Origin of the sequence: Ktedonobacter robiniae, assembly GCF_016587375.1 — a bacterium.
GTDB lineage: Bacteria > Chloroflexota > Ktedonobacteria > Ktedonobacterales > Ktedonobacteraceae > Ktedonobacter > Ktedonobacter robiniae.
This window is the reverse complement of sequence record NZ_BNJG01000003.1, coordinates 1,110,179-1,136,915: the sequence shown is the minus strand read 5'-3', so window position 1 is coordinate 1,136,915 and position 26,737 is coordinate 1,110,179. Positions and strand designations below refer to the sequence as shown.

At 50.1% G+C, this 26,737-nt stretch carries 23 protein-coding genes and 2 pseudogenes; 18 read left to right on the top strand and 7 right to left on the bottom strand.

The window, feature by feature from the left end:
* The first annotated feature begins 339 nt into the window (after window positions 1-339).
* The 9 genes from JMJ04_RS37545 (at window position 340) to JMJ04_RS37505 (ending at window position 16,457) form a co-directional block, all read left to right on the top strand.
* Window positions 340-1,722, top strand: coding sequence for a hypothetical protein (locus tag JMJ04_RS37545; protein WP_201375476.1), 1,383 nt, complete (start codon window positions 340-342; stop codon window positions 1,720-1,722).
* 164 nt (window positions 1,723-1,886) lie between these two features.
* Window positions 1,887-2,600, top strand: a complete 714-nt coding sequence (locus tag JMJ04_RS37540; RefSeq protein ID WP_201375475.1) for a BrxA family protein — start codon at window positions 1,887-1,889, stop codon at window positions 2,598-2,600.
* The gene (locus tag JMJ04_RS37535; protein WP_201375474.1) at window positions 2,597-3,181 is read left to right on the top strand and encodes a hypothetical protein; all 585 of its coding nucleotides are present in this window, start codon (window positions 2,597-2,599) and stop codon (window positions 3,179-3,181) included. Before JMJ04_RS37540 ends, JMJ04_RS37535 begins: the two co-directional genes overlap by 4 nt.
* On the top strand, window positions 3,181-6,831 hold the full coding sequence (gene brxC / locus JMJ04_RS37530; protein WP_201375473.1) for a BREX system P-loop protein BrxC: 3,651 nt from the start codon (window positions 3,181-3,183) through the stop codon (window positions 6,829-6,831). The genes JMJ04_RS37535 and brxC overlap by 1 nt, the downstream gene beginning before the upstream one ends.
* Window positions 6,832-7,023: 192 nt before the next feature.
* Complete coding sequence (locus JMJ04_RS37525; protein WP_201375472.1) at window positions 7,024-10,224, top strand: Eco57I restriction-modification methylase domain-containing protein; 3,201 nt, start codon at window positions 7,024-7,026, stop codon at window positions 10,222-10,224.
* Between the two features lie 2 nt (window positions 10,225-10,226).
* Window positions 10,227-11,405, top strand: coding sequence for a hypothetical protein (locus tag JMJ04_RS37520; RefSeq protein WP_201375471.1), 1,179 nt, complete (start codon window positions 10,227-10,229; stop codon window positions 11,403-11,405).
* Window positions 11,374-13,935 (top strand): PglZ domain-containing protein, encoded by a 2,562-nt coding sequence (locus tag JMJ04_RS37515; protein ID WP_201375470.1) that lies wholly within the window; start codon window positions 11,374-11,376, stop codon window positions 13,933-13,935. Before JMJ04_RS37520 ends, JMJ04_RS37515 begins: the two co-directional genes overlap by 32 nt.
* A gap of 44 nt (window positions 13,936-13,979) precedes the next feature.
* On the top strand, window positions 13,980-15,545 hold the full coding sequence (brxL, locus tag JMJ04_RS37510; RefSeq protein WP_201375469.1) for a BREX system Lon protease-like protein BrxL: 1,566 nt from the start codon (window positions 13,980-13,982) through the stop codon (window positions 15,543-15,545).
* A 66-nt stretch (window positions 15,546-15,611) separates the two neighbouring features.
* Window positions 15,612-16,457 carry a hypothetical protein gene (locus JMJ04_RS37505; RefSeq protein ID WP_201375468.1) on the top strand — a complete coding sequence of 282 codons (846 nt, stop codon included), beginning with the start codon at window positions 15,612-15,614 and terminating at the stop codon, window positions 16,455-16,457.
* Window positions 16,458-16,689: 232 nt separating this feature from the next.
* Here the strand turns inward: JMJ04_RS37505 and JMJ04_RS48255 are convergent, their stop codons facing one another.
* Together JMJ04_RS48255 and JMJ04_RS37500 are read right to left on the bottom strand one after the other, a co-directional pair.
* Window positions 16,690-16,815 carry a hypothetical protein gene (locus JMJ04_RS48255; RefSeq protein WP_268887418.1) on the bottom strand — a complete coding sequence of 42 codons (126 nt, stop codon included), beginning with the start codon at window positions 16,813-16,815 and terminating at the stop codon, window positions 16,690-16,692.
* A 119-nt stretch (window positions 16,816-16,934) separates the two neighbouring features.
* On the bottom strand, window positions 16,935-17,507 hold the full coding sequence (locus tag JMJ04_RS37500; protein ID WP_201375467.1) for a non-canonical purine NTP pyrophosphatase: 573 nt from the start codon (window positions 17,505-17,507) through the stop codon (window positions 16,935-16,937).
* Between the two features lie 202 nt (window positions 17,508-17,709).
* Between JMJ04_RS37500 and JMJ04_RS37495 the strand changes: the two genes are divergently transcribed.
* From JMJ04_RS37495 to JMJ04_RS47455, 8 genes and pseudogenes are all read left to right on the top strand, one after another.
* Window positions 17,710-18,168, top strand: coding sequence for a hypothetical protein (locus JMJ04_RS37495; protein WP_201375466.1), 459 nt, complete (start codon window positions 17,710-17,712; stop codon window positions 18,166-18,168).
* Window positions 18,169-18,255: 87 nt separating this feature from the next.
* Entirely contained in the window at window positions 18,256-19,545 is a 1,290-nt protein-coding gene (locus JMJ04_RS37490) for a hypothetical protein (RefSeq protein ID WP_201375465.1), read from the top strand.
* Entirely contained in the window at window positions 19,542-19,964 is a 423-nt protein-coding gene (locus JMJ04_RS37485; RefSeq protein ID WP_201375464.1) for a hypothetical protein, read from the top strand. Before JMJ04_RS37490 ends, JMJ04_RS37485 begins: the two co-directional genes overlap by 4 nt.
* 68 nt (window positions 19,965-20,032) lie before the next feature.
* On the top strand, window positions 20,033-20,602 hold the full coding sequence (locus tag JMJ04_RS37480; protein WP_201375463.1) for a GNAT family N-acetyltransferase: 570 nt from the start codon (window positions 20,033-20,035) through the stop codon (window positions 20,600-20,602).
* A gap of 3 nt (window positions 20,603-20,605) precedes the next feature.
* Window positions 20,606-21,238, top strand: coding sequence for a class I SAM-dependent methyltransferase (locus JMJ04_RS37475; protein ID WP_201375462.1), 633 nt, complete (start codon window positions 20,606-20,608; stop codon window positions 21,236-21,238).
* Window positions 21,232-22,128: a hypothetical protein gene (locus JMJ04_RS37470; protein ID WP_201375461.1), complete on the top strand. Its 897-nt coding sequence runs from the start codon at window positions 21,232-21,234 to the stop codon at window positions 22,126-22,128. The genes JMJ04_RS37475 and JMJ04_RS37470 overlap by 7 nt, the downstream gene beginning before the upstream one ends.
* A 95-nt stretch (window positions 22,129-22,223) precedes the next feature.
* A complete protein-coding gene (locus JMJ04_RS37465) occupies window positions 22,224-23,234 on the top strand; it encodes a phosphotransferase enzyme family protein (protein ID WP_201375460.1) in 1,011 nt (336 codons plus the stop codon).
* A gap of 685 nt (window positions 23,235-23,919) precedes the next feature.
* Window positions 23,920-24,111: pseudogene (locus JMJ04_RS47455) on the top strand (Tn3 family transposase); the annotation flags it as partial.
* Here JMJ04_RS47455 and JMJ04_RS49200 read toward each other — a convergent pair.
* Window positions 24,095-24,274: pseudogene (locus JMJ04_RS49200) on the bottom strand (aldo/keto reductase); the annotation flags it as partial. The pseudogenes JMJ04_RS47455 and JMJ04_RS49200 sit on opposite strands and share 17 nt — an antisense overlap.
* Before the next feature lie 85 nt (window positions 24,275-24,359).
* Window positions 24,360-24,602: a hypothetical protein gene (locus JMJ04_RS37455; RefSeq protein ID WP_201375458.1), complete on the bottom strand. Its 243-nt coding sequence runs from the start codon at window positions 24,600-24,602 to the stop codon at window positions 24,360-24,362.
* Between JMJ04_RS37455 and JMJ04_RS37450 the strand changes: the two genes are divergently transcribed.
* Complete coding sequence (locus JMJ04_RS37450) at window positions 24,601-25,020, top strand: tyrosine-type recombinase/integrase (RefSeq protein WP_201375457.1); 420 nt, start codon at window positions 24,601-24,603, stop codon at window positions 25,018-25,020. The two genes, JMJ04_RS37455 and JMJ04_RS37450, sit on opposite strands and share 2 nt — an antisense overlap.
* Before the next feature lie 130 nt (window positions 25,021-25,150).
* On the opposite strand, the gene JMJ04_RS37445 is transcribed toward JMJ04_RS37450, so the two are convergent.
* The 3 genes from JMJ04_RS37445 to cutA all read right to left on the bottom strand — a co-directional run bounded on the left by JMJ04_RS37445 (window position 25,151) and on the right by cutA (window position 26,661).
* Entirely contained in the window at window positions 25,151-25,621 is a 471-nt protein-coding gene (locus JMJ04_RS37445; RefSeq protein WP_201375456.1) for a hypothetical protein, read from the bottom strand.
* Window positions 25,618-26,085 carry a competence protein CoiA gene (locus JMJ04_RS37440; protein WP_201375455.1) on the bottom strand — a complete coding sequence of 156 codons (468 nt, stop codon included), beginning with the start codon at window positions 26,083-26,085 and terminating at the stop codon, window positions 25,618-25,620. The genes JMJ04_RS37445 and JMJ04_RS37440 overlap by 4 nt, the downstream gene beginning before the upstream one ends.
* Window positions 26,086-26,340: 255 nt before the next feature.
* Complete coding sequence (gene cutA / locus JMJ04_RS37435; RefSeq protein WP_201375454.1) at window positions 26,341-26,661, bottom strand: divalent-cation tolerance protein CutA; 321 nt, start codon at window positions 26,659-26,661, stop codon at window positions 26,341-26,343.
* Window positions 26,662-26,737 lie beyond the last annotated feature (76 nt).

The following is a 26,737-nucleotide window of genomic DNA, read 5'->3' as shown; positions in this document are numbered from 1 at the left end:
ATGCCGAGTATTTAAGAAGGCTAAGCAGGCAATACTACTCTTTGGCCTGGGTGTTGGTTTTGTCATATCATCATTGTCAGCAATGGAAGATTAGCAGTTGCCGAGGAATTGCTTCTTTTGAATCTGATGGGAATGATTATCTTGGGTAGATATCATTAAGTGGTGAAGGTCTCATTGTTCGAGCTCATTTTCCTCGGTTTCTTTAAACTCTTCACCGGATAATGTAGCTCTACCAATCATCATGGTTTTTCCACTTTTTAACGCCTACCTAGGAAGTGAAAGGAGAAGTTTGTTTTGTCTGTCTGAATCATTTTTGCCTGATTTATGTGGAGGAAAACGATGCTTGAACAGCTCTCATCCATCAATTGGAGTATCCTTTCTCATGCGTATGGTTCAGCAGAAGATGTACCTCAAATGCTTCGTGATCTGGCCTCGCCTGATGAGCAGCTTCGTGGAATAGCGCGGGGAGCGTTGTACACGAATGTTTATCACCAGGGAACCGTTTATCAGGCGTCGGCTTATGCCATTCCATTCCTCTTAGAGCTTCTTCAACAAGAGACTGTCCCTGAGCGAGAGGAAGTTCTGATTCTTTTGGCCTATCTGGCTCAGGGAAATGCGTATCATCGCCAGCGCTGGCATTTTTATACCGAAGAGCGCAAACATGACTCTGCTCTTCATGCAGAGTTAGAGGAAGGAATTCTCTGGGTGGAGAAAACCTATGAGGCGGTGTCTGCGGGCCTGCCACTGTATTTCTCACTGCTTGGCGACCCAGCCCCGAAACTCCGCATGGCTGCGCTCCGTTTGCTGGGATCGTTATCCCGCGAGGCCGCTCAGATCGCCTCTTTGCTCGTCGAGCGTTTTTCTGCTGAGCACGATCAGCGCGTACAGGCTTCATTGCTTTTCACGCTGGGGACACTTCTTGCCAGGCAGGAGGAAGCGTTTCCTACAGCTTGGCACCTGTTAGAAAAGGGGCTAGACAAAGGCCAGACAGACCTGGTGCGCCTAGCTGCCGCAATGGCGCGAACGCGCGGGCCAGAGGCCCCTGCGAGTGCGTATGATCTCCTGCTCGAAAGAATACAGTATCCTGACGCGCTCGATGATCTTTACAACGAGCCTCCCTGGGCTGAGAGCCGTCTGGTCTTTGACGTCATTCGCTCTTTTTACGCACTTCCGCCTTCCTTTTCTTCTCTCCTGATTCCCAGGTTGATCCAGGTGCTGGAGTCTCTGAATCCGAGGGAAGAGCGTGGCGAGCTCAAGCTCAATGGAATCATTGCCGGAGAATTGGCAGATCTTTTGCTTACCCTTGTGTTTGATACGAACGAGAGCAATCCCACAAGAGCACGGATGAGAAAAGATCTGACACACCTGCAAACTGCCCTATTATTCGCTATCCTTCAGAGTGATGCTGTCTGGCGATGGGACGTTGGCAAAGGGCATAGTATGGCCTCGCAACTATTCAGGGAGGAACAGTTTGAGACCATCGTCGATGTCAGGCTCTATGAATTGCAGAAACATGGCCTGCCGGAAACCCGGCAAATGTTACGGGCGTTTCTGTGTTTAGAGCCCCAGGATAAAGATATCGTGCGCATTGTTTCAAGGAAAGCGAATATCCATTGGACGCCGCCTGAGCAAAAGAAAGAGGTGCTTGCGGAGCTTATTGCACTCAACCCTCACTGCCGACTCGCTGATCTGAAAATGCTGGTTGGGGATTATTCATCATGAGCATGGGCTAGAGCAACAAGATGGAGAACAAGTCCAATACCTTTCAAGCTGAATCGCATGAATGCTTGATTGACAAGTGCAAGAGCAAGCTATATCATTGCAACCACATATTTCTTGCGCTCACCCCTCTCTTTCCGGAATGAAAGGCCCTGGCAGTGATCTCAATGCAACAGACGACATGGAGAATGGTAGGTTCCTATCTGCCAACGATGGCATCGAAAGCCGCTCTTCTAGAAGAAACACGTCTCTTTCTCTTAACATATGAGCAGAAAAAACAGGTTGTGCTCACGAAACAAACACTTATGAGGGATATTCTGGCACAGCGTTCGCGCAAAACGCGCACACTTATTGCTGAGATCATTAGCAGCCGTCTGGTCCGTTGGAATCCGCCCGATTGGGTTCTCCAGGATTTAATAGCGTTCGCGAAGGAATCCAACCTGGATGCTTTGCGAGCTGCACTGTTACTTCATGTCGCACGGCAAGATCATCTTTTGTACGATTTTGTACAAGAGGTTATTGTCCCACGTTTGCAAGGAGACCGAAGAATAGTGGTTGCAGATGTGCAAACGTTCTTTGATCAGTCCCAAAAAGCCCATCCTGAAGTAGGTCATTGGAGTTTTGAAACGAGACTACGTCTCGCACGGGGTGTACTGGCAACCTTACGGGATTATGGGTTGTTAAAAGGGGCAGTCAACAAGGATCTGGTTTATCCAACTATCCCGGAACATGTCGTTACTCACTTAATTCGTTTGTTACTGGCGGAAGGAATTCCTGAGACGCAAATTGCTGACCATCCTGATTGGCACATCTGGCTTTGGAGTGCCTCTCAGGCTCAGGCTGCTGTTGCGCGCTTTCTCAAACAGGAGCATTCCACATGAGTATGGATTTGCAAAGTCGGTTTGATTTTTTGATTGAAAGGCTGCGTGATGCCTATGATGGGATTGGACACAGCAGTGGACGACCGTTTGTCTACTTTGTGTACGACCCTGAAAAGGAAAACCGGGTGCGTCTATTAATGCAGCAACACTTGCAAAGCGATCAGCACCTGACCTTCCATCATCTCGATCTATTGGATATCACCTTGGAGAGTCTCTCCGGGCAGGAGGAGGAGCGCGAGGCATTGCTCAATGATCCAGATGCAACAGGAAGCACCGATGGGATTGTGCGTCTCTGGAAACGCCAGACTTTTCGAGCAATCGCTGCCGCTTTGCAACAGTCTGGTGAAGAAGAGCGCCCAGTGATAGTTCTTCAGGGGCTGGCCGCCCTGCATCCCTTAACCACCCCCACCGCGTTGATTGAATACCTGGCAGAACAGGAACCCCGTCATCCCAGCACCAAGCGCATGGTACCGATTGTTGTGTTTATTCCTGGTGCAGTCCCACCGCAAACTAGCCATATCTATGACTTTCTCGGGCAGGCGCATCTGCGCCAGAACTTCTATAGAGGGGAAGAGATCTGATGAAGATTCGCGAGATGTTCGGGACGAAGATTCAGGAGCGTATCCAGCCAGTTGTGAAAGTATCCGACCGTACTCCTGCAGTCCTGCTGGATGAACTCCAAAACCTTGTCGTAACACCTCAATGGGAACGCTATCTCCATCTTATGCTTCAAGAATTTATCGATGCATTTGATAGTGAAGATGAGCAGGAGATTGGCTTCTGGATCAATGGGTTCTTTGGGTCAGGAAAATCCTTACTCATGAAAATCCTAGGGGCACTCCTGGAAGGCGGGGAGCTAGACGGACAGAGCGTGCATGAAATCTTTCTGGGTCGTATTCTGACAAGCTCTAGTGAGATCCGTGACGATTTCAAACGTTTTCTGAAGATATGTCAGACACGCATCGCGTGTCAGGCCATCGGCGGCAATATCCATACTCAACAGGCAGGAAGTCATGAGCCTTTGACAATTCTAGCTTTTCGGTTATTCGCTCAAGCTCAAGGATATACACACCTCTGGCCTTTTGCCTGGGCTGTGGAAGCGCAGATTGATGCGCGCGGACTCACCGAAGAATTCCACGCTGTGGCCAGTAGTTTATGCAAGCAAGAATGGTCTGAAATTGCGGAGGACGCGGAGTTTTATAGCGCCCGCCTGTACCAGGCGGCGGCGCAAGTGCTTCCTGATCACTTCAACAGTCCTGATCAGGTCAAGCTGGCCGTGGAAAGCGCAAAAAGCAACGGGATCACTCCGGTAATGTTCGTTGAGCGTCTCTGCCGCTGGTGTCGGGAGCACGATCGGGGCATGAAACGGCAGAAGCTCTTGCTTCAGTTTGACGAACTTGGCCAGTGGCTTCAGGGCAGCAATATCAACGCACGCATTATGGAAGTCCAGGCGCTGGTCGAGGCCGCTTCGGAACTTGGGCAAGGGCGTATCTGGATCGCAGTGACAGCTCATGGAGATATCCAGAGCCTCCAGCAAAACGTGCAACAAGAATATTATGCGAAGATTCTCCAGCGCTTTATCGCTAAATGTAAACTCTCAAATGAAGATATCAACGCAGTTGTCCAGGAGCGCTTGTTGCGCAAGACTGGCCCGGCGACCAGTTTCTTGCGCACGTGTTTTCAGCAGCAAAGCAGCACCATTTATGATCTGGGAACATTGAAAGATGCACCGCGCACCTACCCGCTGCCAGATGAAGAAACCTTCGCGCAGTTTTACCCCTACCTACCCTGGACTGTCACGATTATTCCCGATATTACCAGGGGTATTGCCTTGGCTACAGGCCGAGGAGCGGAACTGACCGGGTCCAATCGCAATATGATTGGGGTGGTACAACTTGGCATCCTCAATGCGAAGGGATTACTGGAAGAGGAGGTTGGCCGACTGATTAGCCTGGCGGATCTCTATTACCAGTTCGATACCGATATCGCCGTTGAGACACGCAACGATCTGCGACGCGTGGGTGATCGGGTTCCGGGCGCTAACAAAGAATTAATTGAGCGCACCGCGCGCGCTCTTTATCTCCTGGGCCAGGTGGAAGTCATTCCCTGTACCGTCGAAAACCTCACACGCGCACTGGTCACGTCCATTGACGAAGACCTGACGATTCTGCGCTCACAGATCAAGGGAGCGCTCGATCAGTTGGTGAGGGCTGGGTATGCGAAGCAGGTTGGGGAGAGCTATGCTTTTCTCAGCACGCAGCAGCGTAGTTTTCAAGAGAAAGTACAAAATAAGCAAGAAGAATGGCTTGCACGCATTGGCGATTTGATTCTCAAGCTCGATGACTATAAAGGTGATGACGCCTTACGCTTTGATCAGATCACACTGCCCGGCATGGGAGGGCGCCAGAAGACGCTGCGCCTGGTGCTGGATAATCGGGTGCTGCGCAATCCAACTGAACATGTCACGATTCATGTCTATAGCCCTCTCCAGCGGCTGATCGCCCCCGAAATTGGAAATGATGTGGACTTAAAGCAACAGTCTATTCAGCAAAAAAATACGTTTTTCCTACGCATGGAATTTCTCGCTGGTTTTCAGCGCGCACTGGCGCTAGCGGTCGCTACAGAGGAGGTGGCGGAGCATATTCTGCATACTGGCCAAGGTGGTGAAGCCGAGTTTGAGGTTGCCAAACTTGCAAAGAAATATGATATCCCAGAATATAAGCGCGAGGTGCGCTATCTGTTTGAACAGGCAATGCGCAACAGCCAGATCTTTTTTCGCGGCAGCATCTATTATCCCTCGAACGGAGACAATGCAGGCGCGATGGTGCGCAGTACCCTTGGTCCCCGCCTCTTAGAAATCTATTCTGCGTATGCGGATTTGCCGCATCGTCTCCACGACGATGCCAAGGCCGTAAGGGACGCGCTGAACCATGTGGTTTCCAACAAAGATCTGGAAGCGCTTGGTGTCTTTAAGGCAGATGGCACGCTCAATGAGGGCAACCCCCTGCTCAGCCGATTGCGTTCGCGCATTCCTCTGGAGAAAGAAGATCTGGGTTTCGTCTACGCGGATCAGTTACGGCAGGACCTGGAGAGGCCGCCATATGGGTGGGATGGAAATAGTGTGAAAGTGGGCCTTGCACTCCTGTTGCGCGCGGGGGCCTGCAAACTGTTTGAGAATGGAACGACCTATACGAATCCTGGCGATCCGAGTGTATTGCTGTGTCTCACCAAAGCACAGCGCTTTAAGACTGTGCGCGTTCAGGGCGTGCGCACAGAAATCAGTATGCAGGATTTGATTGAAATCAGAAAATGTATGGATGATGTTTTTGGGATCAAGCCGCAGCTGATTCTCGCGGTGATGGATGAAAAGCTCAAAGAGCAACTTCAAATTCTGCATATCCAGGCCGAAGAGGTCGAAGCATGGGCAAATCCGGCGGGATGCGCACTGCCCTTGTCTTTTGAAACGGGCCACACCCTGGTGGGCGAACTGCTGGTGAGCAATGTGCCAAATATTCGTCTTCCTCAATTTATCCAGGAGCATGAACGATTGTGGGAGTATAAGGCGCTACTCGGGGCTCTGCTGCGTTTTAAGGACGAGCACGGAAGCCTGTATCAGGAGGAACGTGATTTCTATAATCGGATGTATCATCTGGAGAATCCACCAGCCGCGATTTTAGCCTTTCTCCAGGGCTGGCGGGAGGCAACCCAGCAACGCTCCATTACAACCCAGACCCGCTGGCATGAGCTAACAGAACAGTATCGCCAAGCCCGCCAGGCCCTCACCGATGAGATCGAGCGGCTCCGTCAGGAGGGGCAGCAAGACCTCGCCAGGCAGGATGATGAACTTCTAGAGCGAGTAGAACAGGCCAGTATCCCGGCAGAGGTGATAGAAGCGACTCTGGCTGACCTGCGTGCGTCGCTTGATCCAGAACGCGCAAAGCTGGCCCAGGCGTCGTTGAGTATCAGCGAGGCGAGAAGTGTGAAAAGCGCGCTGGTCAATCGGCGTGTGGAGATAGGAAGGAAACTCAGAGAAATCTCACAACGCTACCAGACAACATCCACGCCAGAAGTCGAGGACTCGCCTGCACCATCTGTTGTCCATATTAGTTGGCAGAGCCTGCTGGGAGAGCGTTGCATCAGTTCGCCAGCAGAGTTGCAACAGGTGGTAGATACCCTTCAGCGTCTGGTCTACAACGAGCTAGAGCAGCGCCGTATTGTCATCCTTGAATAGTTGCTGTTCTGCTTTCTTCTGTCTCGCGCTATGCCTGGTCATGAGCCTTTGCGCGAAAGCAGAAAAGAGAAGAAGTCTATCACTGCTGAATCAGTCTGAGAAGAAGAGAGTATAGGTATGCAGAAACGTTCAAAAGATCTCCTACGCACGCTGGTGCGCGAATTGCGCGCGAAACTGGTGGGAAGCCGCTTGGTGATTGAGGGGACCGAGGTTCGTGGCAATCTGGATCGTGAATTGGAGCGCCTGGGCTTTCCACCCGATGGCACCATCAAGCCGGTCGAAACGCTGCCAGATGCGCAGCCTCATGAGACCTATGCCCACCAGGTCGTGATGGCTCAACTCGTGTATCTGCCCCAGGAACAACGCCCGGAGGTTCGCGATGAGATCATCGAGCGTGCGGCATATACCTGGATCAATCGCCTGCTGGCCCTGCGCGCAATGGAAGTGCGTGGGTTGATCGATAATACCCTGCGCGGCGACGAACTCTATAGCGGCGCATCAGAAAAGCTCTTTATTTTGCGCGAGACGCAGCTCGCGCGGGCCGAAGGCGAGGATAATGGCTGGTGGGGAGTGATCGAGGATACCTGCAATGAACTGGTGGCTTCCTTGCCCGGCCTGTTCGCGCTCGACGATCCCGCGGCGGCCCTCCGGCCAGGCGCGGGCGTGCTGGTCCAATGCATCGTGCTGGTTGGAGGCCAGATGGACGATTTTTCGCCAGAGGAGTCAGATGCGGCTTTTGCTGATCCTGATGCGATCGGCTGGGCCTATCAGTTCTACCAGGAAGAGAGCAAAGCCAACGTTGACGCCAAATGCAAAAATGGCGGCAAAGTGCTCAACCGCTCCGAGCTGGCGGCAAAAACGCAGCTTTTCACCGAACCATACATGGTCCAGTGGCTACTGCAAAACAGCCTGGGCCGAAGCTACCATGAATTCTTTCCGCAGAGCAAACTGCCCGCGACCTGGCCGTACTATGTCCAGCCGGAAAAGCTGGATGCCCCAGCATTCACCCTGGATGGCCTGACCTTGCTCGATCCCTGTATGGGTAGCGGCCATTTCCTGCGCGCGGCCTTTGATATGTTTGTCCAGATGTATCGCGAGCAATATCCTACCTGGAGCATGCGCGAAATCGTCGATTGCGTGCTGAGCCAGCACCTCTTCGGCATCGACCTGGACCCGCGCGCAGCGCAACTGACTGCTCTGACTCTTTATCTAAGAGCATGCGAACTGCTACGCGAAGACCGCCGGGCGCAGCGCCTGTCTGGCAATGATCCAGATTTTCGTCCGACTATGAATCTCGCCACGACGCCGACACACCTGAATAAAGGCGTGCTGGCTCGCCACCTCAAACGTCACCCGGACGACGAATATTTTCTCTCGCTGATCAAGGAGATTTTTGCCGGCCTGGAGCAGGCGGAACTTCTGGGCAGCCTGCTGCGCCCCCGTGAATACTTGGACCGGGCCATTGAGGAACTAAAAAATCTGCCAGCAATACAGTTAGATCTCTTCTCTTCATTCCACGATGAGACACTGCCCATCCAAATCGCAACCATGGCCAAAGAAGAGCCAGGGGAACTGAAAAAGCTGGCTTTCAAGCACATCATCGAGAGCTTCCACTCTGAAGTCCATAACGTCAAGGATGTGAGTGAAATGCTCTTTGGGCGCGAAGCGGAGCAGGGAGTGCGACTGTTTCAGTTGTTGGATCGGCAGTATGCAGTGGTAGTGACGAATCCGCCGTATCTGGGGAGTGCATACATGAGCAGTTATTTAAGAAAATATGCTGAAGATTATTATGCTTCTGGAAAACGTGATTTGTGTACGGTTTTTGTTCTCCGCTGCCTAGAACTCTGTAAACTTCATGGTCGTGCTGCAATTGTGACTACCCATAGCTGGTTATTTTTACGCAGCAATGCAAATTTCAGAGCTATACCTACGGAAGCGCTACCTGATGCCATAAGAAAAGGTAAATTTACAGGCATTTTAAGAGAAACTTCTATTGAAACTTTGACGGAGTTAGGAAGATACGCTTTCTCTGAAATCGACATTCCTGGTAATCCTCTTCTTGTTGTATTAGGAAATGCAACACCAGCACCACAACATTATTTAAAAGCTTATCGATTAACTGCGCGCAGACCATCACAAGAGCAAGCAGCGATGCTTTTGAGGATAACTCAGCAAATAGAGCAGAGTAATATAGTCTTCACTCCTTTACAAAAAGACTTTTTGGCCTTACCAGATGCTACAATTCCTTATTATTTGAAAGATGCTTTGTTATCAATATTTATCAACAATGCCAAACTTAAGAGTAAAGTCATTGGTAAGTTAGGGCTTACAACGTCCGACGATAACCGCTTTTTACGTTATACATGGGAAGTGCTTTATACCTCATCTAGATGGTCAACTTACACAAAGGGGGGAGGATATACAAAATGGTTTGGTCAAAACTGGTATCATACCGATTGGGGATTTTCAGGAGCTCGAACAAAAGCTTTTGGCAAAAGTTTTCTGAGGAATGTTAACTGGTATTTTCAGTCTGGATGGTCCTATAGTCGCATTAGTCGAGGAAAATTAGGATTTCGCAGTTTCGATATTCCTGGTTGTATTGGAGATAAGGGACCAGGAGTTTACACTGAAAATCCGTCTTTTGTCGTCATTGCGCAAAGTCACACATTCGCGTTTCTTCTTCGAACTGTTAGTTCTCAAGTAGCATTTGAACTCAATACGCTCATGGAAGCCCCTATACCTGAAGAAAGTTATCAGCATTTTTCATGGCTAGGGAGATACGCAGAATCGCTAAAAAAGCTATTGATTGCAAGTTCTTCTATAGAGAGAACATTCACAACCACGATAGAAGAAACTGAACAACAAAAAATATGCTGTTATCTGCACAGTGCAGAGGGTTTCATTGAAACCCTTGTATGCTATGCCTACAAATTAACTGACGAGGCAATCCAAACCATTATTGAGGATACAGGCACCCCTGCTGGCTGGTATCCCCTCATCGTTGGCTACGACACATTACCCACGTTACCCGATGATCTCGATATTCCGCCATTGCCGCAGGAACTCCTCGATTACTTGGCCAACCACGAGCGCATCCATCCAGATACCAAAGAACTCGCACGCATCAAAGCCAATCTGCGCGCTCTCTATGAAGCAGGACCAGGCGCCAAAAACGTTGAGCAGGAGAAGAACCATGAGGATGCAGAGGGCGAAGAGGATGAGGAACGATTGGCATCTGGAGCGCATATTCCCATTCCAACCGAAACCTTTCTGGAAGAATTGAGTGTCAAAATGCAGATCCATCCCATCAGTGTCTACTGGCTGCTGGAGAAATTGCGCTCGGAGGGGGGCGCTGCAAGCCAGAGGAGCAGCGACTGCTGGAAGATCGCTTGAGTGTGCTGATCTTACGCATCATGGGTCATCGCTGGCCGAAGCAAATCGAGGCCGGGGAAGAAGTGCCAGGGTGGGCCGTGCGCAGCGGAGTGGTTCCGCTGCTGGGAGGGACAGGCAAGAGGACGCTAGGAAATCGCTTGCGCGAGCGGCTGCGCGAGGAGGATGGGGTGCTGGGGGCGCAGCACACAGAGGCGCTGCTCCAGGAACTCACCGGGTTTAATATTGATGAGTGGCTACGGCGCCGCTTCTTTCCTCGTCATATCTCGCAGTTCAAATCTCGCCCAGTGGTCTGGCACCTGGTTAGCACTCCTCCCAAGGGGAAAAACAATGGGAAAAAGAGCCGCGGAGGGCCGCAGCGCCGGCCAGCCTTTGAGTGTATGGTCTATTATCACGCCTGCTCAACGAATGCTCTGGCGCGCGTGCGAAGTGAGTTGCTCGAGCCGCTGATTCAGCTTGAACTTGGTCAACTTGCCCCCATTACGCTCCAACTTCCAGAGTATCAGCAACCGACCTCCTCCCAGAATGGGCAGGCAGAACCTCCGGTGCAGCTTGAGCTGAGCGAGGTAGCGTCTGCCGCAACACAGGAGCAGGGGCCGAAAACCTCGCTCCGAGATGAAGAGTATCTGGCAGCAGTTCTCGCAAGCGAACGCATTCGTGAATTGAGGACTTTTTTAGATACGCTCTATGCCATTGAGCAGCTAGGCTTTGCCTGTGAGGAATTATCCGCATTGTTGGCGCAAGAACCGCTGGATTGTTGGTCCGGCAATGGCCTCCTTCCCCCTGCTGACAGGGACGCGCTGGCGCGCGCGGAAGAGGCATGGCGCGTGGACATCAACGATGGGGTACGGGTGAATATCGCCCCACTCCAACTGGCCGGCGTCCTGGGAAGCGATGTGCTCAAAGCACAGGATGCCCGCAAGGCCATCGCAGATCGGGCGCGCTGGCGCGCCGATGAGCGGCGCTGGGTGCGCGAGGGCAAGTTGCCCCGCTGCGGCTGGATGAACGAGCAGGTTCCTCCCAGCCCGCAATGGAATGAATTGGAACTCCTGCGCTTGGCAGAGCAGCAAAAACTCGAACAGAAGCAACTAGACTTCCAGACAGGCCAATCAGAGAACGAAACCAGGGATAGCGCAGAAGAAGGGAATTCCTATGAGCGAGAGTCTTCAGCAACGCATCTATAGAGAAATCGGCAAGTATCTCACCAGGCCGGGTGAGTGGATGGTTTGGTGCGACCCGCGCAACGATTGGGGGCCGCTGCTCCAGATGGCAGCGAGCGCGCCGGGGATGAAGGGCTTCACCCTGTATTCTCTCACCGCAGAAGATTGTACCTGGGGCAAACCTGGTGGATTGGTCTGGCGAAAAAAGTTGAAGGAACTCCTCAGTGCGAATCAGTCGTTTGTGCTGCATGTGGTTGCACCTCCACATGAGCTCGGCTGGCTTTGGGTGCAGGCCTTGCGCGCCGAAACCATCTATCGCACCACCCTGCGGGATGCGCTCCAAGAGTGGGGATGGCGCGCGCAGAGTAGTAAAACCAGTAATGATGAACTGGCTCGCATGGCGAAAAATCGCATCTACTTTCAGCAAGATCCCGCGGATTGGGGTGGAGGTGGGCTGACGCCCAACCTCATGCTCCTGCTCGAACTGTTGGCTGGGGCGCCCCTCCGGCCTGAAGATGATCGGATGATCCTGGACTATACCATTGAGGCCGCTGGCCTGCCAGAACTGCCTGTACTCTCTGAAGCGGTACAGATCTCGGCGCTGGAAAAGCAAAAAGAAGAGCAAAAGCTGGAACTTTGGCGCATCAATGCCCTGGCTCGTTTACTGACCACGCACGCGCACAAGATTGCGCCAACGCAGTTTGCCTATCACGAATACCTCCTTGCTAGCGATAAGCGCGCCTTCGCGCTCGAATTGCTGGAGAAATGGGTAGACAGCGTACGCCTGAGCAAAGATCTGGCCTTGCGTATTCTGCAAGCAGATCGCATGGCGACGCTCGGCCAGTCACTCCAGCGAGAGACACTGGAAACCGTGGGCAGACAGGAAGCCTTTCTCTCACACGCTGCGGAGCGCGCCCTCTTTGCTCAGACCTGCATCAATCTGGCCAAGCGATCTGGCCGTGACTTGCTGGAAACGCTGGCCGCGCTGCAAAACGAGCTGGCAATCCACGCGAAAGGGTTCTGGGGCGATACGCTCGATAGTCAGCGTTTTACACGCGAAGGATCTGACCTGGAGAGCCAGATCATTCCCTGGGGCGAATTGGCGCGCCTCAGCCGCGCAGCTAATCAGTTACTCGGCGCGATCCCACAATCCACCTGGTCGCGGCCTGAAGAAATCCTGGAGTGGTATGTCCAGACCGGCTGGCGCGTCGATCAGAGCGGCGAAGAAGTCATGCGCCATCTGAGCCGGGCCACGGCTGAACTCATTGAGCTAATTAACCCGCTGCGCTTTGCCTATCTCAGCCACTGGGAGCCGTATCTGCTCCAGTGGACCAACATCTGGCAGCAGGCTGGCTGTCCCCGACCTATGTTGGCAAGCCAGGGCGAATGGCTCATGAAGCAACTCGCAGATAAACGACCTGTTGCCGTGCTGGTCGTCGATGCGATGCGCTACGATATCGCCATGGCCTTGCTTGAAACAATCAACGAGAATGAGGGCGCGGAGCGGGCACATATTTCGCCAGCGCGTACTGCGCTGCCAACCGTCACAGCTCTCGGGATGGGCATGGCCCTGCCAGTGCGTGAAGACGATCTGCGAGCGGAGATTGATCACGGCAAGTGGCAACTCTACCATAAGAAGCAGCCTGCGCTCAATCTCAGTATTGCCGAGAACCGTCGGGAGTGGTTGAGAACTGAAGGGAAAGTCGCTCCTGAAGCGCTGTTGAATATCAAAGATATGGAACAGGGAAAAATTCCTGACGCACACGATGGATATACCCGTCTTTTTGTGTTTGACAATATCATTGACAAGCTGGGCCACGATGAAGAATTGGAGTTGATGGGAACCAGGGATGTCCAGCAGCGGTATCTCAGGGCTATCAAGCACCTGCGCGAAAAACACTGGGAACGGATTGTGCTTGTCACTGACCACGGTTTTATTCACTGGCCGGGCGCGAACGAACAGCAGGTGTCTCCGCCGCTCCCCGATCCGGCTTACACCTCCAGACGCGCCCTGGCCTATGCCAGAGATCTGCATCTGGATGGTCCGAAAGGAAGCGTGCCGGGCAAAAAATGGCAGGTTGCTGTCGCCAGTGGCGCTTCCTGCTTCCGCACCTATGGAGGATTGGGGTTCTTTCATGGCGGTGCTTCTTTGCAGGAATGGATCGTTCCCTGCCTGAAAATCGAGTGGCCAGGAAAAGCGAAATACGTGAACGTGATCATTCAGCGTATAGACCAGATTCTCAGCCTGCGTCCGAAAATTGTGCTGGAGATTGTGCGCAAGCTCTCCATTGAGCAAGCTCTTGCGCGGCAGATCGAGGTGCGTATAAAAGAGCAGGAACGCAACCTGATTCTCTTTCGCTCAAAGCCTGTTATGGCGACGCCTGATCCTGAGCGAAATACGCTGACCGTACCGATGGAACTGGCTGAATTACCAGCAGAATCAGAGTTTGAGAGAAATACTAATCTGAAGATTGAAGTACGTGATCTGAATTCGGAAGAGGTCATAGCAAATGCCACAACCACTCTGATGGTCGAGATAAAGAATGATTGGTAAGATAAGAAACATGAGAATGGACTGGAGAGAGGAGAGATGTTACAATGCAATCGACATCGCCAGGAGAAGCAGGACATATGGCCATTGGAAAAGCAGAATTTAAACCAAATCAACTCGACCACCTCCTTTTTGAAGCATTTCCCGGTCTGGTTATTCGCAAGGATTTAACCCAAGAAATTCGTGGGACAAGCAAGGCGCCCTCGTATGTGATTGAATTTATGTTGGGCAAATATTGCGCCAACTTGTTCGATGATAACGAAGTGCGCGAGGGATTGCGCCTCGTGAATGGAGAGATTGCCAGATACATTCCGCGTGGCGACGAAACCGAAATGGTCAAAGCGGCCATTCGCGAGCATGCGCCACACCGTCTAATTGATCTTGTCCAGGTTGAACTCAATGAGAAATTGAGGGCCGGTGTGTATTGGGCAAGTTTGCGAACAGCCAACATCCAGAACGTCAATATTTCACCGGAGATTGTCAAAAAACACCAGCGACTATTATTGGCAGGAGTCTGGTGTAAGCTCGTGCTCATTTATGATGATGATATTCAATACAATAAAAGAACCTATCCATTTGTCATTCAGCGGCTCGACCCGATCCAAATTAGCCATGTTGACCTAGATGAATATCTTGCCGGAAGAGCACTCTTTACGCGAGACCAATGGATTGATGTCCTGGTACGAACTATGGGGTATGAGCCCAAACATCCTCGCATGACACAACGAATCAAGTTACTTTATCTAGTGCGTATGATTCCTTTGGTGGAAAATAATTATCACCTTATTGAATTAGGACCGAGGCAAACGGGCAAATCGTTTTGCTTTACGGAGTTTAGTCCGTATGGATCATTATTGGCAGGGGGCTCAATCACGGTTCCCAAACTCTTTGTGAGCAATACCAATCCGCCGCAACCCGGTCTCGTTACTCATGCGGATGTCGTCGGCTTTGATGAAATAGCTGGAAGCAGTTTTAATGCCGATGATGACAAAAATCTCTATAAAAGCTACATGGAAAATGGATCTGTTAATCGAGGGACGATTCCCGTTAATGGTGATGCTGGCTTTGTATTCAATGGAAACATTGAATTCGATCCGCGCAATGGAATGTTAGCAGAGCATCTCTTCAAGCCACTGCCAGCCAGCATTAGTGATGACACGGCTTTTCACGATCGCTGGGCCGCCTACCTCCCTGGCTGGGAACTGCCCAAACTCACACCTGAGATGTTTACCCGGCATGTTGGATTTATTCTTGATTACACCAGTGAATTATTTCATCGGGAACTACGCCGTATCAACAACTACGGGACCCTTTGGGAACAATGGTTTGAGGCTCCTGTCAACCAGTGGAGTGCGCGCGACCAGCGCAGTATTAATCGAACGTTCTCAGGGCTCACCAAACTGATCTTTCCTGCTGGTGTGATGGAAAAAGAAGACGCACGTTTGCTCCTGGAGCTTGCTATGGAATTGCGTCTGCGGGTCCTGGTGCAACTTCATATTATGAGCAGTCAGGAGTTCCGCACAACAGAGCTGAGCTATATTGATAAAGATACAGGTGAAACCAATGTGGTGCGTATTATTGGAGAGGGTGAGGGGAACAGCGAGGCTTTTTGATCTCAAGATGCCTCACTGTCCAATGAAGCCGATCCCAACGCCTCTTACAACGATGGAGTGCAAGAGATGGGGAAGCGCAATCATGAATTGGTCATTCATGTAGACCCCCACCTAACTCTCCACGTTGGGCGGTGGGAAGAGCTTACGGAAGGCGATGGAACATGCTATCGTATGGTCTATCCCCCGAAACAAACATTGTTTGACCAAATTCTTCTCTATCTGGAAACAATTGTCGCTCAGTCTCCCAGACCCTCGACGACACAACTCACTCTCAGTGAACAAGTTAGAGCTATTTTAGCTGTGTGTCTTCGCTGGGGGTCCTGTTTTGCTGTTTTGGCAGATGAAGCCAAAACACTGTGGCCGATGACAAACCAGCAAAAAAGTATAAGCCTTATTGCAGATGCTGAGATGGCTCGTATCAATATTGAAACGTTAGCAGCGCTAGAGCAATGGCTTAATATTCTCCGTTCGGATAAAGAGCACTATCTTGTCTTAGTATTAGCAGCCAAACAGCTTCCGCTGCCTCTCAAGCGTATCATCGTTCCTCCTCGTCAAAGGGAGCGTCTCCTCGAATGGGCTATTTTCGCTGAATGCATGCGTTCACTCGCACCCCCACAAGAACGTTCTCAGCTTATTGCATCCAGAGGAGAAGCAGACTGGGTTGAACAGATCCAGCAAAAGGTTCTTGCGCATCCGACTCGCATGCTCGCAAATGGGATCATCAATATGTGTTGGCGGAACGGCTCAAGCATTGAAAATTTTCATGCCGGAGCATACGCTCCGCGTCCTCTTTTCCAGAGGCGTATCACACCGCAACAGGAACAGATCTTACCGCGTGAGACAGGCGAAATGCTGGCCGTCGCACTTGAAATTGTCCTTGATCTCATCGACGAGCAAAGTGGAGATAGCTGAGCCGAACGCGTCTTTCCATTTGCTCTGTTTCCACTCCGATTCCATGTTCCCCAGAATTGGTCGCTGGATAAAAAGACATGTGAAGTGACGCTGGACGATGCGGAACGGTTATAATACCAGGTGTGCTGATCAATGGCTGCTTGCAACATGGGAGTTGGAGAGGCTTTTCCGTCAAGGTGTGAGGAGAGGAGAAAAGATAAAACGAGCCATTAACCAGAAAAACGCTAGAGGGTCAAACCACAATTGAGTAGCCATTGACGAGCGCAGCACCAGATTCCCCGAGACGATGGAGCCGCGCTCGTTGGCGCCATTGCTGACGTTTGCCTCCCCAGACAAAGAGGTTGGATGCCGGTTCCATTCCGTCACGTATCCTCAAGCTAACTGATGATCTCTTCAGTCGTTTGGGGATGCTGACCAGCAAGGGGCACGGCGAACGATGATACGTTGGACTGACTCGGCCATATTCAACCAAGCAATTTAACTGTCTATCTGCGATAGCTCTTCTACTGCATTTCTTTTGCTGAGGTAATTCCGTAAACCTTCTATGGCTATTTTTCGCATACTACACTGACTTTTTTCTTCTAATGACATTTCGGCAAAGGTCTTTTCATGCCCATCTGGCTGAAAGATCGCATCCCAGCCAAAGCCATCTGTGCCACGTGGTGGTACCACTAGCCCGCCAAGAGATCCTTCAAAAAAGAGCATATTGTTGTTTTCGTCAGCGTAGCCGACGATAGTTCGAGCAGTCGCTCTCGCGCCAAATGTCTTGCTGAGAGCGTAGACCCCATCGATTCCAATTGAGCGCACAAACCACTTGGCGAGAGGTCCTGGCAGGCCACCCATGCCGTTAAGAGAAAGAGAGGTGTCTTCTACCAGGAAAGCACCGGAGTGGTATTTTTGTGCCTCTACTAGCTTTGCGGCAATGACCTTGTGTGCATCAAGCTCTTGAATCTCTGGAAGATCAACGTCAATACCCTGGACTGCGGGTATTAATTCGCTGACCTCACGAAGTTTATCCTTATTACCTGTCACAAACAAAATGTTCTTCATTCTTCTCCTCTTGCATGTTCTATTTCAAATAGAGTAATATCTAATCCAACATGATCTGATATTACTACACCTAAATAGAAAAATATAGCTCTTGAAAACAAAAATTTTCTTAGCCTGCTGAAAACAAAGGGATAAAACCTGAGTAATAGTATGCTATCGTAGGATATATTTATCCTATGAGGCATCCCTTTTTAGGATCGAGATGCAAGAAAAAAGAAAACTCCAGAGCGAGCCTGGTCTCTACACTTTGAAAAGGGCCTATGAGTTGCTCATCGAGGGAATAACACCCTGGGTGGCACTGGGCAACTTCATGAATGACTTCTATGGCTACTTTGTCGAAAAACGCCAGGAACTTATTGATGAACCTATTGTGGTACCAGAAAATGCGACAGAAGAGCAACTCCGTTGGGCCGTCTTCTTTGCAGCCTCGGCTGAGTACCATGCAAACAAATATAATTTGCAAATACCTGAGTGGTGCCAGGATTCCATGTACACCGAGGTCAAAGAAGAGTGGGTGATGTCGGTTCGCCCATCGCCAAGTGAGGCCATACGGGAGCGCTACAAGAATACATCGCCAGAGGAGTTCCGTCGAAGAAAAATATATTGTGGCAGCCGTGTCTTTGCCAACAAGTACGAGCAGGCTGTACGCAAGTCTAGCTAAAGGGTGATGATGCGAACAGCTTCAAGAATAACGCAGGTCTAAAAAACGAAAAAGTTTTCTGTGCATGTTGGAAATAAAGGGGCAACATTGAATAGAGACAGCTTATCTCTTCCCGCAAAAGCATGGGAACAAGGGGCCTATCGCTGGTTCAGCTCTCCAATCCAGGTTACTGGCTTGCCGCTTCTGGGCCTTGAAGATCGTGAGACTGGGATCATCCTCTCAACGACACTGGCGAACCCTGAGAAACGTGTAGCTGCCCATCGGGCTTGGGCGGCAGCTCGCCACTCACGTTCTTCAAAGATGGCCTGGGAAATTCTGAGTGAGATGGGAGAAAGAGGCGTTGACCCGGATCAAAAGATTGAAGCGACGTTTCGTGGATACGGACATGCGTCGGTTGGAGATATGGCGCGATTAACCATCGACTTTGCCCATGTTCCCATGCATCTGTGCATGGCACTTTTTCATGAAGGCGTCATCAACTCAGGACAGGAAAAATCGACCCGTTACCAAGCGGCTTTTCGCCATGCTCTCCTTCAACCAATCCATCAGTATGTGCCTGAGACCTTCCCCAGAGAAGAGCTTCAGCAGGTTGAAAAAGAGTATCAGGAGCTCGGGTACATGGCACAAGCGTTCTTTGTCAAGCACCAAGCGGCATTGCACACAGCCTTGGCGGCCTATTTTGCTGTAGATGAGACTGATGCACAGCAAAGGCAAGCCCTTCAATCACGTGTGCTTGATTGTACACGCTCGTTTTTACTGCTTGGGCAAGGGAGCGGGATGTCGTTTGAGTCTTCGGCACGGGATTGGTCACGGCTCATTGCGCTGCTGAAAGCATCGCCGCGACGTCTCTATCGTCGCATCGGGCTTCAGATAGAAACCTTGCTTGCTCCTCCAAAGGACATTGAGGCTCATTTTTACAAAGCTGAGGCTCCTAGCCTTCTTCGTCATACTCAGCCTCTTGATCTTATCAACCAGAATCTTCGGGCGTTAAAGCAGTATATTGAGACACAGACCGATCTCTTCAAAGAAGTTTCTGTCATCACAGAAGATCCCATGTTGAAAGCACAATACGTTCGCCTTCTTCATCCAGACGCAACTGAAGGAGAACGTTTGCTCGCGCAGTATCTGCTCTTGCTCTGGCCGAGCCTGGAGCAGGAGCAACTCCTCCAGTGGATTCACATGCAACCTTTGGAGAAAAAGCATGCGCTAAGTTCGCTGCTCTTCTCACGACATTCTCACTACCAGGAACTGCCTAGCTTCGCGCGTACCACACGCCTGACGCTTGCGCTGCGATGCTGCCTGGGGAGGTGCGGGATTTTAATCGGCACCGTGCCTGGGGGCGTTTTCTCCCTCTGCCTCTCCTTTTTGGGCCAATGACAAAGCAGACCGTCGATGACCTCCTCGCGAAGGGATTTGGTTTGCCCCTCTACCTCACAGAGATTGCTGCCTTCGCACCTCAAAGAGATGCCTTTGAGCAAGACCTGCTTCAGTATTACCAGGCACTTCGCAATTTTCTCGAACGGATATGGCAAACGTATCAAGATACACTCTCATATGATTTTATGCTGAATTTGTTCCCACTAGCCCATCACATGGATTTGTGGCTCCATGGTGATCCCAAGCAAGTCCTTTACATGACAAACCAACGCATCCGGCCAGGTGGTCACATCAATTATCGTCTACTAGCCTGGGAAGCCAATCAATTGGTTGCTCAGGCTGATCCCTATCTGACAGCCATTTGCCTTGAACACAAACCAGATCCCACCTCGAGAGAAGAGTTTTTTGACCGAAGCTAGCAGAAGTATCGTGATAGATAAACGCCCGGTCGTAAATACATACCATTGTTTGAAAGGATGTCATAGCGATGTATAAGAGGCTTCCTCAGCCAGTTTCTTTCACGACAGCGCGGCTTCACCTGCGGCCTCTTGTGGTAGAGGATGCACCAACGCTCTACGAAATCATGGCTGATCCCGAAACATTGCGTTACTTCAACCTGACGCCTTTTTCTACCCTTGCCGCTTGTCAAGCCTATGTCCGAGCCCTTTTGCGCAAGCAGTGCCAGGGGCAACTGATTTGTTGGGGCATCGAGCAGCTTGATCAGTACCGGCTCATTGGGCGCATTTTTCTCAAACATCTAGGAAATGAGACTCAGCGTGCACAGATCACGTATATGTTATCCAGAAATACCTGGGGAAAGGGATATATGACGGAGGCACTACAAACTGTGCTTTCCTACTGCTTTGAGCAGACACCGTCATTGTGTGTAGAGGCACGCTGCTGGAAAGAAAACCAGGCTTCTGTGCGTGTACTGACCAAGGTCGGAATGTGTTGCGAGGGGCTTGTTCCAGAGTATTATTTCTCCAAAGGAGCAGATCATGAAGTATTGCTCTTTCGTTTGGAGAAAGCTAGGGTAGATGATCTGGGTGGAGGATAAGAGATGTCTCCCATCAACTCTTTTTATGAGCGCACCAAAGATGATGCACCTTCACCGCTTCTCAGGCAAGCTATTGCACTGCTTCCACCCGGAAAACAAGCCCTGGATCTTGGCTGTGGTGCTGGACGAGACACAACGTTTCTGGTGGAACGTGGCTTTTATGTCACTGCCGTTGATAAAAATGAAGCTGCCTACCCGTATTTTGCCGCACTTTTGCCAGAGCAGGCTCATTGGGTCCATTCGACGTTTGAACACTTTGCGTTTCAGCCTTCGATGTATGACCTGATAACAGCACAGTGGTCGCTTCCTTTCCAGCAACCAGCGATCTTTGGCGAAGTCTTTGCCCGCCTTCGCGAAGCACTGCGACCTGGCGGCGTTTTTACCGGTCACTTTTTTGGCGTGAAGGACGAATGGAATACTCCCGATACCCCCTTCACTTTTCTCACCCAGCAGCAGGCGAAAGCCTTCCTCCAAGACCTTGATGTGCATGTTTTTCGAGAAGATGAGAGAGACGGGACGATTGCTGATGGTACGCCCAAACACTGGCATGTCTTTTCTATTATCGCGCAGCGCGAAGCGGGAGATTCGGCGGATTCTGATAGTAATGCCACACGAGGAAGTAATTGTTTATGGTAGAGGAAGAGTACTCCTCATTTCAACAAGCCACAGACCCTATTGCTCACTCATACACCGTTGAAGAACAGTTTGTCGCGGCCAAGACGGGGATCGAGCAGGAGTGTGAAGACCTTGTTTACGTTGGCCCTCATTTTGTTGCAGTTGTTGATGGAGCGACCTCGAAAACGTCGAGAAGGTGGGATGGTCACACAGGGGGTCGTATTGGTGCAACAGTCATACGAGATGCTTTTGATTCGCTTCCACCTGAGGTAACTGCGCGTCAGGCAGTAGATCAATTGACGATGGCACTCCAGCAGTTATATGAGCAGCATACGGTTGTTGATGTCATGCAAGCTGATCCAGTGCAACGTGCGGTCGCATCCTTCATCGCTGTGAGCTTTTTTCGCAGAGAGGTGTGGTTGGTTGGCGATTGTCAGTGTCTGCTCAATCAGGAACACATTGTCAATCCCAAAGAGGTAGACCGTATCACATCTCTGGCTCGCTCATTATTTTTAGAGGCAGAGATTGCTCAGGGAAAATCTCTTGACCAACTGCGTCAGGAGGATACTGGGCGAGTGTTTATCCTTCCGCTTCTAGAACGGCAAATGATCTTCCAGAACAACCCTTCAGCAGGCCAGTACTGGTTTCCCGTCCTTGATGGCTTTCATGTCCCAGATGAAGGCATCCGTGTTCTTTCTTTGCCCGAAGAGACGACAACGATTATTCTGGCTTCAGATGGCTACCCTGTCTTGAAAGAGACTGTAGCATCTTCTGAGCAAGCGTTGCAAGACTTGCTGGCTGAAGATCCTCTCCTCTTTCGCACATACCTCTCTACAAAAGGCGTTGCAGCTGGAAATGTGTCCTATGATGATAGAGCCTACATAAAAATACGGGTGAATAAGCCGAATTGACACCATAATACGTGTTCCTATGTTTGAAGTATAGTGTTCTTACAGGCTGAAAATCCTGATGCCATTGTGTTTTCTTGAGGAAAACAGAGGAAAAGATGCTTTTTGAAAATGAGTTTATGGGGCTCAATCATGATGAGATCTGTGCGATATGGAATATTCCGCCTCTAGTTTCGGTGCAAAAGCCACTGAGTGGCACCATTCATAACGTATTTCTTCTGATAACTAGGGAAGCAAAATACGTTCTACGAATCTACAGCTATCCTCCAGAGAAACGATTTCGTATTGTCAATGAACATGCTATCGCTCGCTATGTACAGTCTCATCATCTTCCTGCTATTGCTCCTTTGCCTTTCTCATCAAATCACGAGACATTTCTTGAGCGAGATGGACATTTCTATGCGTTGTATCCATTTGCCCAAGGGGAGCAATTTTCACGTGCTCTGCTCAATTCAAATCAGTCTGATGTGGGTGAGATTATTTCGGCGATGGGACGTTCACTCGCAGAGGTTCACCTGGCCCTTTCTTCATATTATTTGCCCACTCCTCGACCACTATCTCTCGTTGTGAATCGTGAACAGACACTCGCAAAAATTGAAGCGCTTGAAACAGCCATTTCTATCAGAAAAGTCCTTGATGACCTTGATCAACAGGTGCTTGGTGCGCTTCGAGAGCGGAAACAGTATCTTCTTACGGCCAAGGATGTGGATGTCTCTGCGTTGAATGCTTTACCGTGGCAGTCGCTCCATGGTGATTTCCAAGAAACCAATCTTTTCTTTTCGCACGGAAGGGTCAGTGCTCTCATTGATTGGGATCAAGCGTGTTCGGGTCCACGAGCTTGGGAACTGCTTCGCACCTTGCACTACGTTTTTGCCCTTGATCCTTCTCGATGTCAGCGCTTCCTCAATGCCTATCAGCAAGTGTTTCCGCTTCCTATGGAAGAACTTCATCTCACAGCTACCATTTATGGGTGGGTACAAGCCAATAACCTTTGGGGATGGCGCTCGTATTATCTCGATAACAACCAGAGCCTTCGACAGTTTTTGAGCATGAGTGATTCGCAGCCATTTATGGTAAGGTGGGCGAAACTGGCAAAAATGTTGTGGTAATCATCTTAAATCAAGATTGCTATAATTTTGCCTTTCGTGCTATTCCCCCCCCGAAAATCATATAAAGATTTATTTCTGATGCTATATCGTACCATATAAACTTGCGTACTTAAAGTATTTTAAGTACTGAGTCTCGTTATTGACATTATTCTCTTCTTTTCTATCAAAGCAAATCGATTACCGTATAAACCCAATGTGTAAACCGATACTACTGTAGCATAAAACAACCGAGGGAACAAGTTGCATCCTCCCAGCCTGATCGGCCTCACTTCAGACGTCGGTGTTACAGAGGGCTGAGAGACCTGAGACCATCGTTTCTTTTTCCATGCTTGTTGTGTCTCTCATATGAGTCTCTAGCGTGACCTGACTGCCTCCATGATTACAGCTTGGCAATGAATAGCATCATGGGAAGTATATTTCCACATTGGTCTGCTCACAGGCTTTGTTACCTGGAAGTAGGTGCCGAGATGCTCATCTGGAATCGCTTTCCAGTCAAAATCCATAACGGTGAGGGTGTCAGTTCGATGGAACTGGGGCCAAAACAGCCAACAGGCAGATACTCCATAAAAGTGTTTGCTGGAACCATGATGATTCGCTCATCGTCGCTATTCTCTCGTTAGTGAAATGGTGGGATACTTGCCTCCGAAGAAGTTAAGGACAAAAGTCACAACTCCTTCAATAGTATTCACATGGCTACATGGTAGTCACTGCTTTTGCTGTCTGCCATCTCCTTGACTTCCGCTTGCTGCCGCGCCTTAAGAACATTGCCTCTCAGAAGCTCTATCGGCCAGAAACGGGCAGTCCGGCTGAGTAAGAGAACCTGCAACCCATTCTGACGCGGCCCATCAACTGGGAGCTGATTAGCAGCAAGTATGACGGTGGTCGAAGAATCTACTGGTTTTGGTGTCCAGCGTCCTGATCGCCGCCATGTCTTCCTGGCTCAGATCGAAATCGAAGATGGTGAAGTTTTCCACGATTCGTTTCTTGCGGACTAATTTGGGAATTGCCACGACCCCTCTTTGGGTTAGCCAGAGTAGAAGTTCACGATTTGACGACGCAGCAGAAAACAGATCAGGCTGCTAATTGTCATGTGCGCCTGGAAGGTTGGGTAGACTTGGTTCCCAATCAACCCAGTTCTTGCTGGCGTGTGTAGTAGTTCTGGAAAAAGCTCACGAACTGGCTGATGACCTGCATGCGTAGAGGTTCAAGAGCCTCTGTGTGATGCAACAATTCTGGGAGGAAGATGCGCAGCAAATTCACGACGGGTTCGCTCTCAACCACCTCCAGCACCTGCGAGATCAAGAACGGGAGGAAATCAGCAGGCAGTATCTCCAGCAATTGTGGAGGAAGAGAGCGCATCAGATGCATGGGAGAGCGGGAGCTGCTGTTTGTATGCATACGACGAGGAGGGCACCTGGTCAGAGCAACGAGTACTCCACAAGGTGCTTCCTATGGTGCTTCCTATAAGGAAAGGAATGGAGAGCCCGCCCAGCCATCTGCACCTTTGCAAGGACTCACTGAGCAGGGAATTTATGCTATTTTCCTGGAGCGCGTGGATAAAGCAGGCATTCTTCGGCTCACGACCCACGACTTTCGGCGCAATTTTATTGGAGAGTTGCTTGATAATGGAGTCGATCTTTCGACGGCTCAAAAGTTGGCTGGGCATGCTTCACCAACCACGACGGCTCGCTATGATCGGCGTCCTGAAGCCACGAAAAAGAGGGCAGCAGGGACTCTACATGTCCCTATAATTCGCTGGCAACCTGTCCGTCAGTCAACAGAATAAGAAAGAAGGATGGCTGATGGAAGATCAACTCATCCACGAAGCGTACAGATGTATATGTTTGGACAGAGACAGCCAATAGTTTGAGGAAAGAGACTCTGCACACACCACTTGTACAGAACGCGAAGAAAAACTAGTGGCTTGTTTCATCAGGCTGCCTCGATGTTAACCATAAAGAATGATATCTGTCTATTTTTTCTTCGCCTACAGCCCGTACTGCTGCACGGCGAACGTACATGACATGATGCTTTCTCATCAGTATTTCAATCGCCTCTTGCCCATCTTCAGCAAGAACAATTTCAGTATATTCGCAGATAAGGGAGGGCCACTGAATCCAGAGAGCAACGTCAAAATCCTTGGTAACACCTGTTCGTACCCTCTCTGATCGATCCCAAACAGAAAAATGACTCTCTAAAGGGGAAGGAGGCGCTCGTCTTTCCCTCTTTTTCAACAACGCTTGTTCTTCTCGCACAGACTTCTGCATAAGTGGAATGACTTTTGGCGAGGGCCTTCTCATAACTTGTGTCGCTACTGGCATCTTCTCTTTATACTTAAGAATGTAGGCCACTTCAAATTGCCGAAGACACCACTCTACATTCGTCATCGTATGAGCACTTCCCCCAGCCACCACACCGTCGCAATTCCAGCCTCGGCGTAATCATCAGTCCTTTGTTGTAATGTTTTCGTTGTGATAGAAGCTAATTGAACTTCATGGGCAATCCTTCTCCCATCTGGGAGCGTGACCAAAAGATCAATAATACGGTCAACTTCTGGAACACGGTACTCAAAATCGAACACGGCTCCAGCATACTCTGGAAAGATGTTTATTAAGTGATCTCGTAGATATATTTTCCCATTTTTGTGTTCCTGACTCTCTCCAGCAGCCTCACAATGCGCTCCGGGCAGGTGTGCAAAGTGAGCTACTCTCACATCACCTTCTCTAACACGAAGAATTCCTGCGCATTCCTGGCAGAGCAATTCAACGTGTTTTAGTGCTTCTTTTTTTGGGGGATAGCGCGTAATATCGACACGCTCTCCAGTATCTTTCCGTAAGGCAATAAAGGACATAGTTCTCTTCCTGCTTTTCTCTCGCCTTTTTCTTTCTTAATATAAGTGAAAATCTTGTGTTTTTCATGCTATATCAACATTCTCTGAGAAGACAGAGAGGTTATGATAAAATAAGAGCAAAACCAATAGGGAAAAGCATGAGTAGGCCACACTTGGCAGGTTGCTTCTGAGCACCAGTAGTGTATGAAAGATGGGAATATTTGCTTGCATGCACTTGGTGCTCTTCTGTCCTTGCTGTTCGTTGAAACGATGCCCCTATTTGGTTGTTTCTTGGTCAATCCATGCCAGGAATGCTGGACTGCCTGCTTGAATAGCTGTTGCTACAATTTCAGGGGTATCATAGCTGTGTATCTTGCGGATGGCCTGCTCCAATTCACCATAGAGTGCTTGACGGGTTTTAAATTGTACCATCCACTCTTGCGCATGTTCATGTTTGCCCTGCCACCAGTAGGAGCTAGTGATGGGCCCCAATACCCATCCACAGGCGGCCAGGCGCTGCGAAACAATGGTGTCGGCGAGCTGGTGGGCTGCCTGTTCAGAATCTATTGATGTGTGGACGAGAATGTATTCGTTCATAATGGTAACCTCGTTGGTGTTGTCACAAAGATGTCGTTGAGAGCCTTGATGGGCAGCTCTGCTAGCCAGCCATAGT

Excerpts from the sequence above, each read along its gene's own strand:
- JMJ04_RS37545 (WP_201375476.1), top strand. The coding sequence starts at position 340 with ATGCTTGAACAGCTCTCATCCATCAATTGGAGTATCCTTTCTCATGCG.
- JMJ04_RS37540 (WP_201375475.1), top strand. The coding sequence starts at position 1,887 with ATGCAACAGACGACATGGAGAATGGTAGGTTCCTATCTGCCAACGATG.
- JMJ04_RS37535 (WP_201375474.1), top strand. The coding sequence starts at position 2,597 with ATGAGTATGGATTTGCAAAGTCGGTTTGATTTTTTGATTGAAAGGCTG.
- brxC (WP_201375473.1), top strand. The coding sequence starts at position 3,181 with ATGAAGATTCGCGAGATGTTCGGGACGAAGATTCAGGAGCGTATCCAG.
- JMJ04_RS37515 (WP_201375470.1), top strand. The coding sequence starts at position 11,374 with ATGAGCGAGAGTCTTCAGCAACGCATCTATAGAGAAATCGGCAAGTAT.
- brxL (WP_201375469.1), top strand. The coding sequence starts at position 13,980 with ATGCAATCGACATCGCCAGGAGAAGCAGGACATATGGCCATTGGAAAA.
- JMJ04_RS37505 (WP_201375468.1), top strand. The coding sequence starts at position 15,612 with ATGGGGAAGCGCAATCATGAATTGGTCATTCATGTAGACCCCCACCTA.
- JMJ04_RS48255 (WP_268887418.1), bottom strand. The coding sequence starts at position 16,815 with ATGGAACCGGCATCCAACCTCTTTGTCTGGGGAGGCAAACGTCAGCAA.
- JMJ04_RS37500 (WP_201375467.1), bottom strand. The coding sequence starts at position 17,507 with ATGAAGAACATTTTGTTTGTGACAGGTAATAAGGATAAACTTCGTGAG.
- JMJ04_RS37495 (WP_201375466.1), top strand. The coding sequence starts at position 17,710 with ATGCAAGAAAAAAGAAAACTCCAGAGCGAGCCTGGTCTCTACACTTTG.
- JMJ04_RS37485 (WP_201375464.1), top strand. The coding sequence starts at position 19,542 with ATGACAAAGCAGACCGTCGATGACCTCCTCGCGAAGGGATTTGGTTTG.
- JMJ04_RS37480 (WP_201375463.1), top strand. The coding sequence starts at position 20,033 with ATGTATAAGAGGCTTCCTCAGCCAGTTTCTTTCACGACAGCGCGGCTT.
- JMJ04_RS37475 (WP_201375462.1), top strand. The coding sequence starts at position 20,606 with ATGTCTCCCATCAACTCTTTTTATGAGCGCACCAAAGATGATGCACCT.
- JMJ04_RS37470 (WP_201375461.1), top strand. The coding sequence starts at position 21,232 with ATGGTAGAGGAAGAGTACTCCTCATTTCAACAAGCCACAGACCCTATT.
- JMJ04_RS37465 (WP_201375460.1), top strand. The coding sequence starts at position 22,224 with ATGCTTTTTGAAAATGAGTTTATGGGGCTCAATCATGATGAGATCTGT.
- JMJ04_RS37450 (WP_201375457.1), top strand. The coding sequence starts at position 24,601 with ATGGGAGAGCGGGAGCTGCTGTTTGTATGCATACGACGAGGAGGGCAC.
- JMJ04_RS37455 (WP_201375458.1), bottom strand. The coding sequence starts at position 24,602 with ATGCATCTGATGCGCTCTCTTCCTCCACAATTGCTGGAGATACTGCCT.
- JMJ04_RS37445 (WP_201375456.1), bottom strand. The coding sequence starts at position 25,621 with ATGACGAATGTAGAGTGGTGTCTTCGGCAATTTGAAGTGGCCTACATT.
- JMJ04_RS37440 (WP_201375455.1), bottom strand. The coding sequence starts at position 26,085 with ATGTCCTTTATTGCCTTACGGAAAGATACTGGAGAGCGTGTCGATATT.
- cutA (WP_201375454.1), bottom strand. The coding sequence starts at position 26,661 with ATGAACGAATACATTCTCGTCCACACATCAATAGATTCTGAACAGGCA.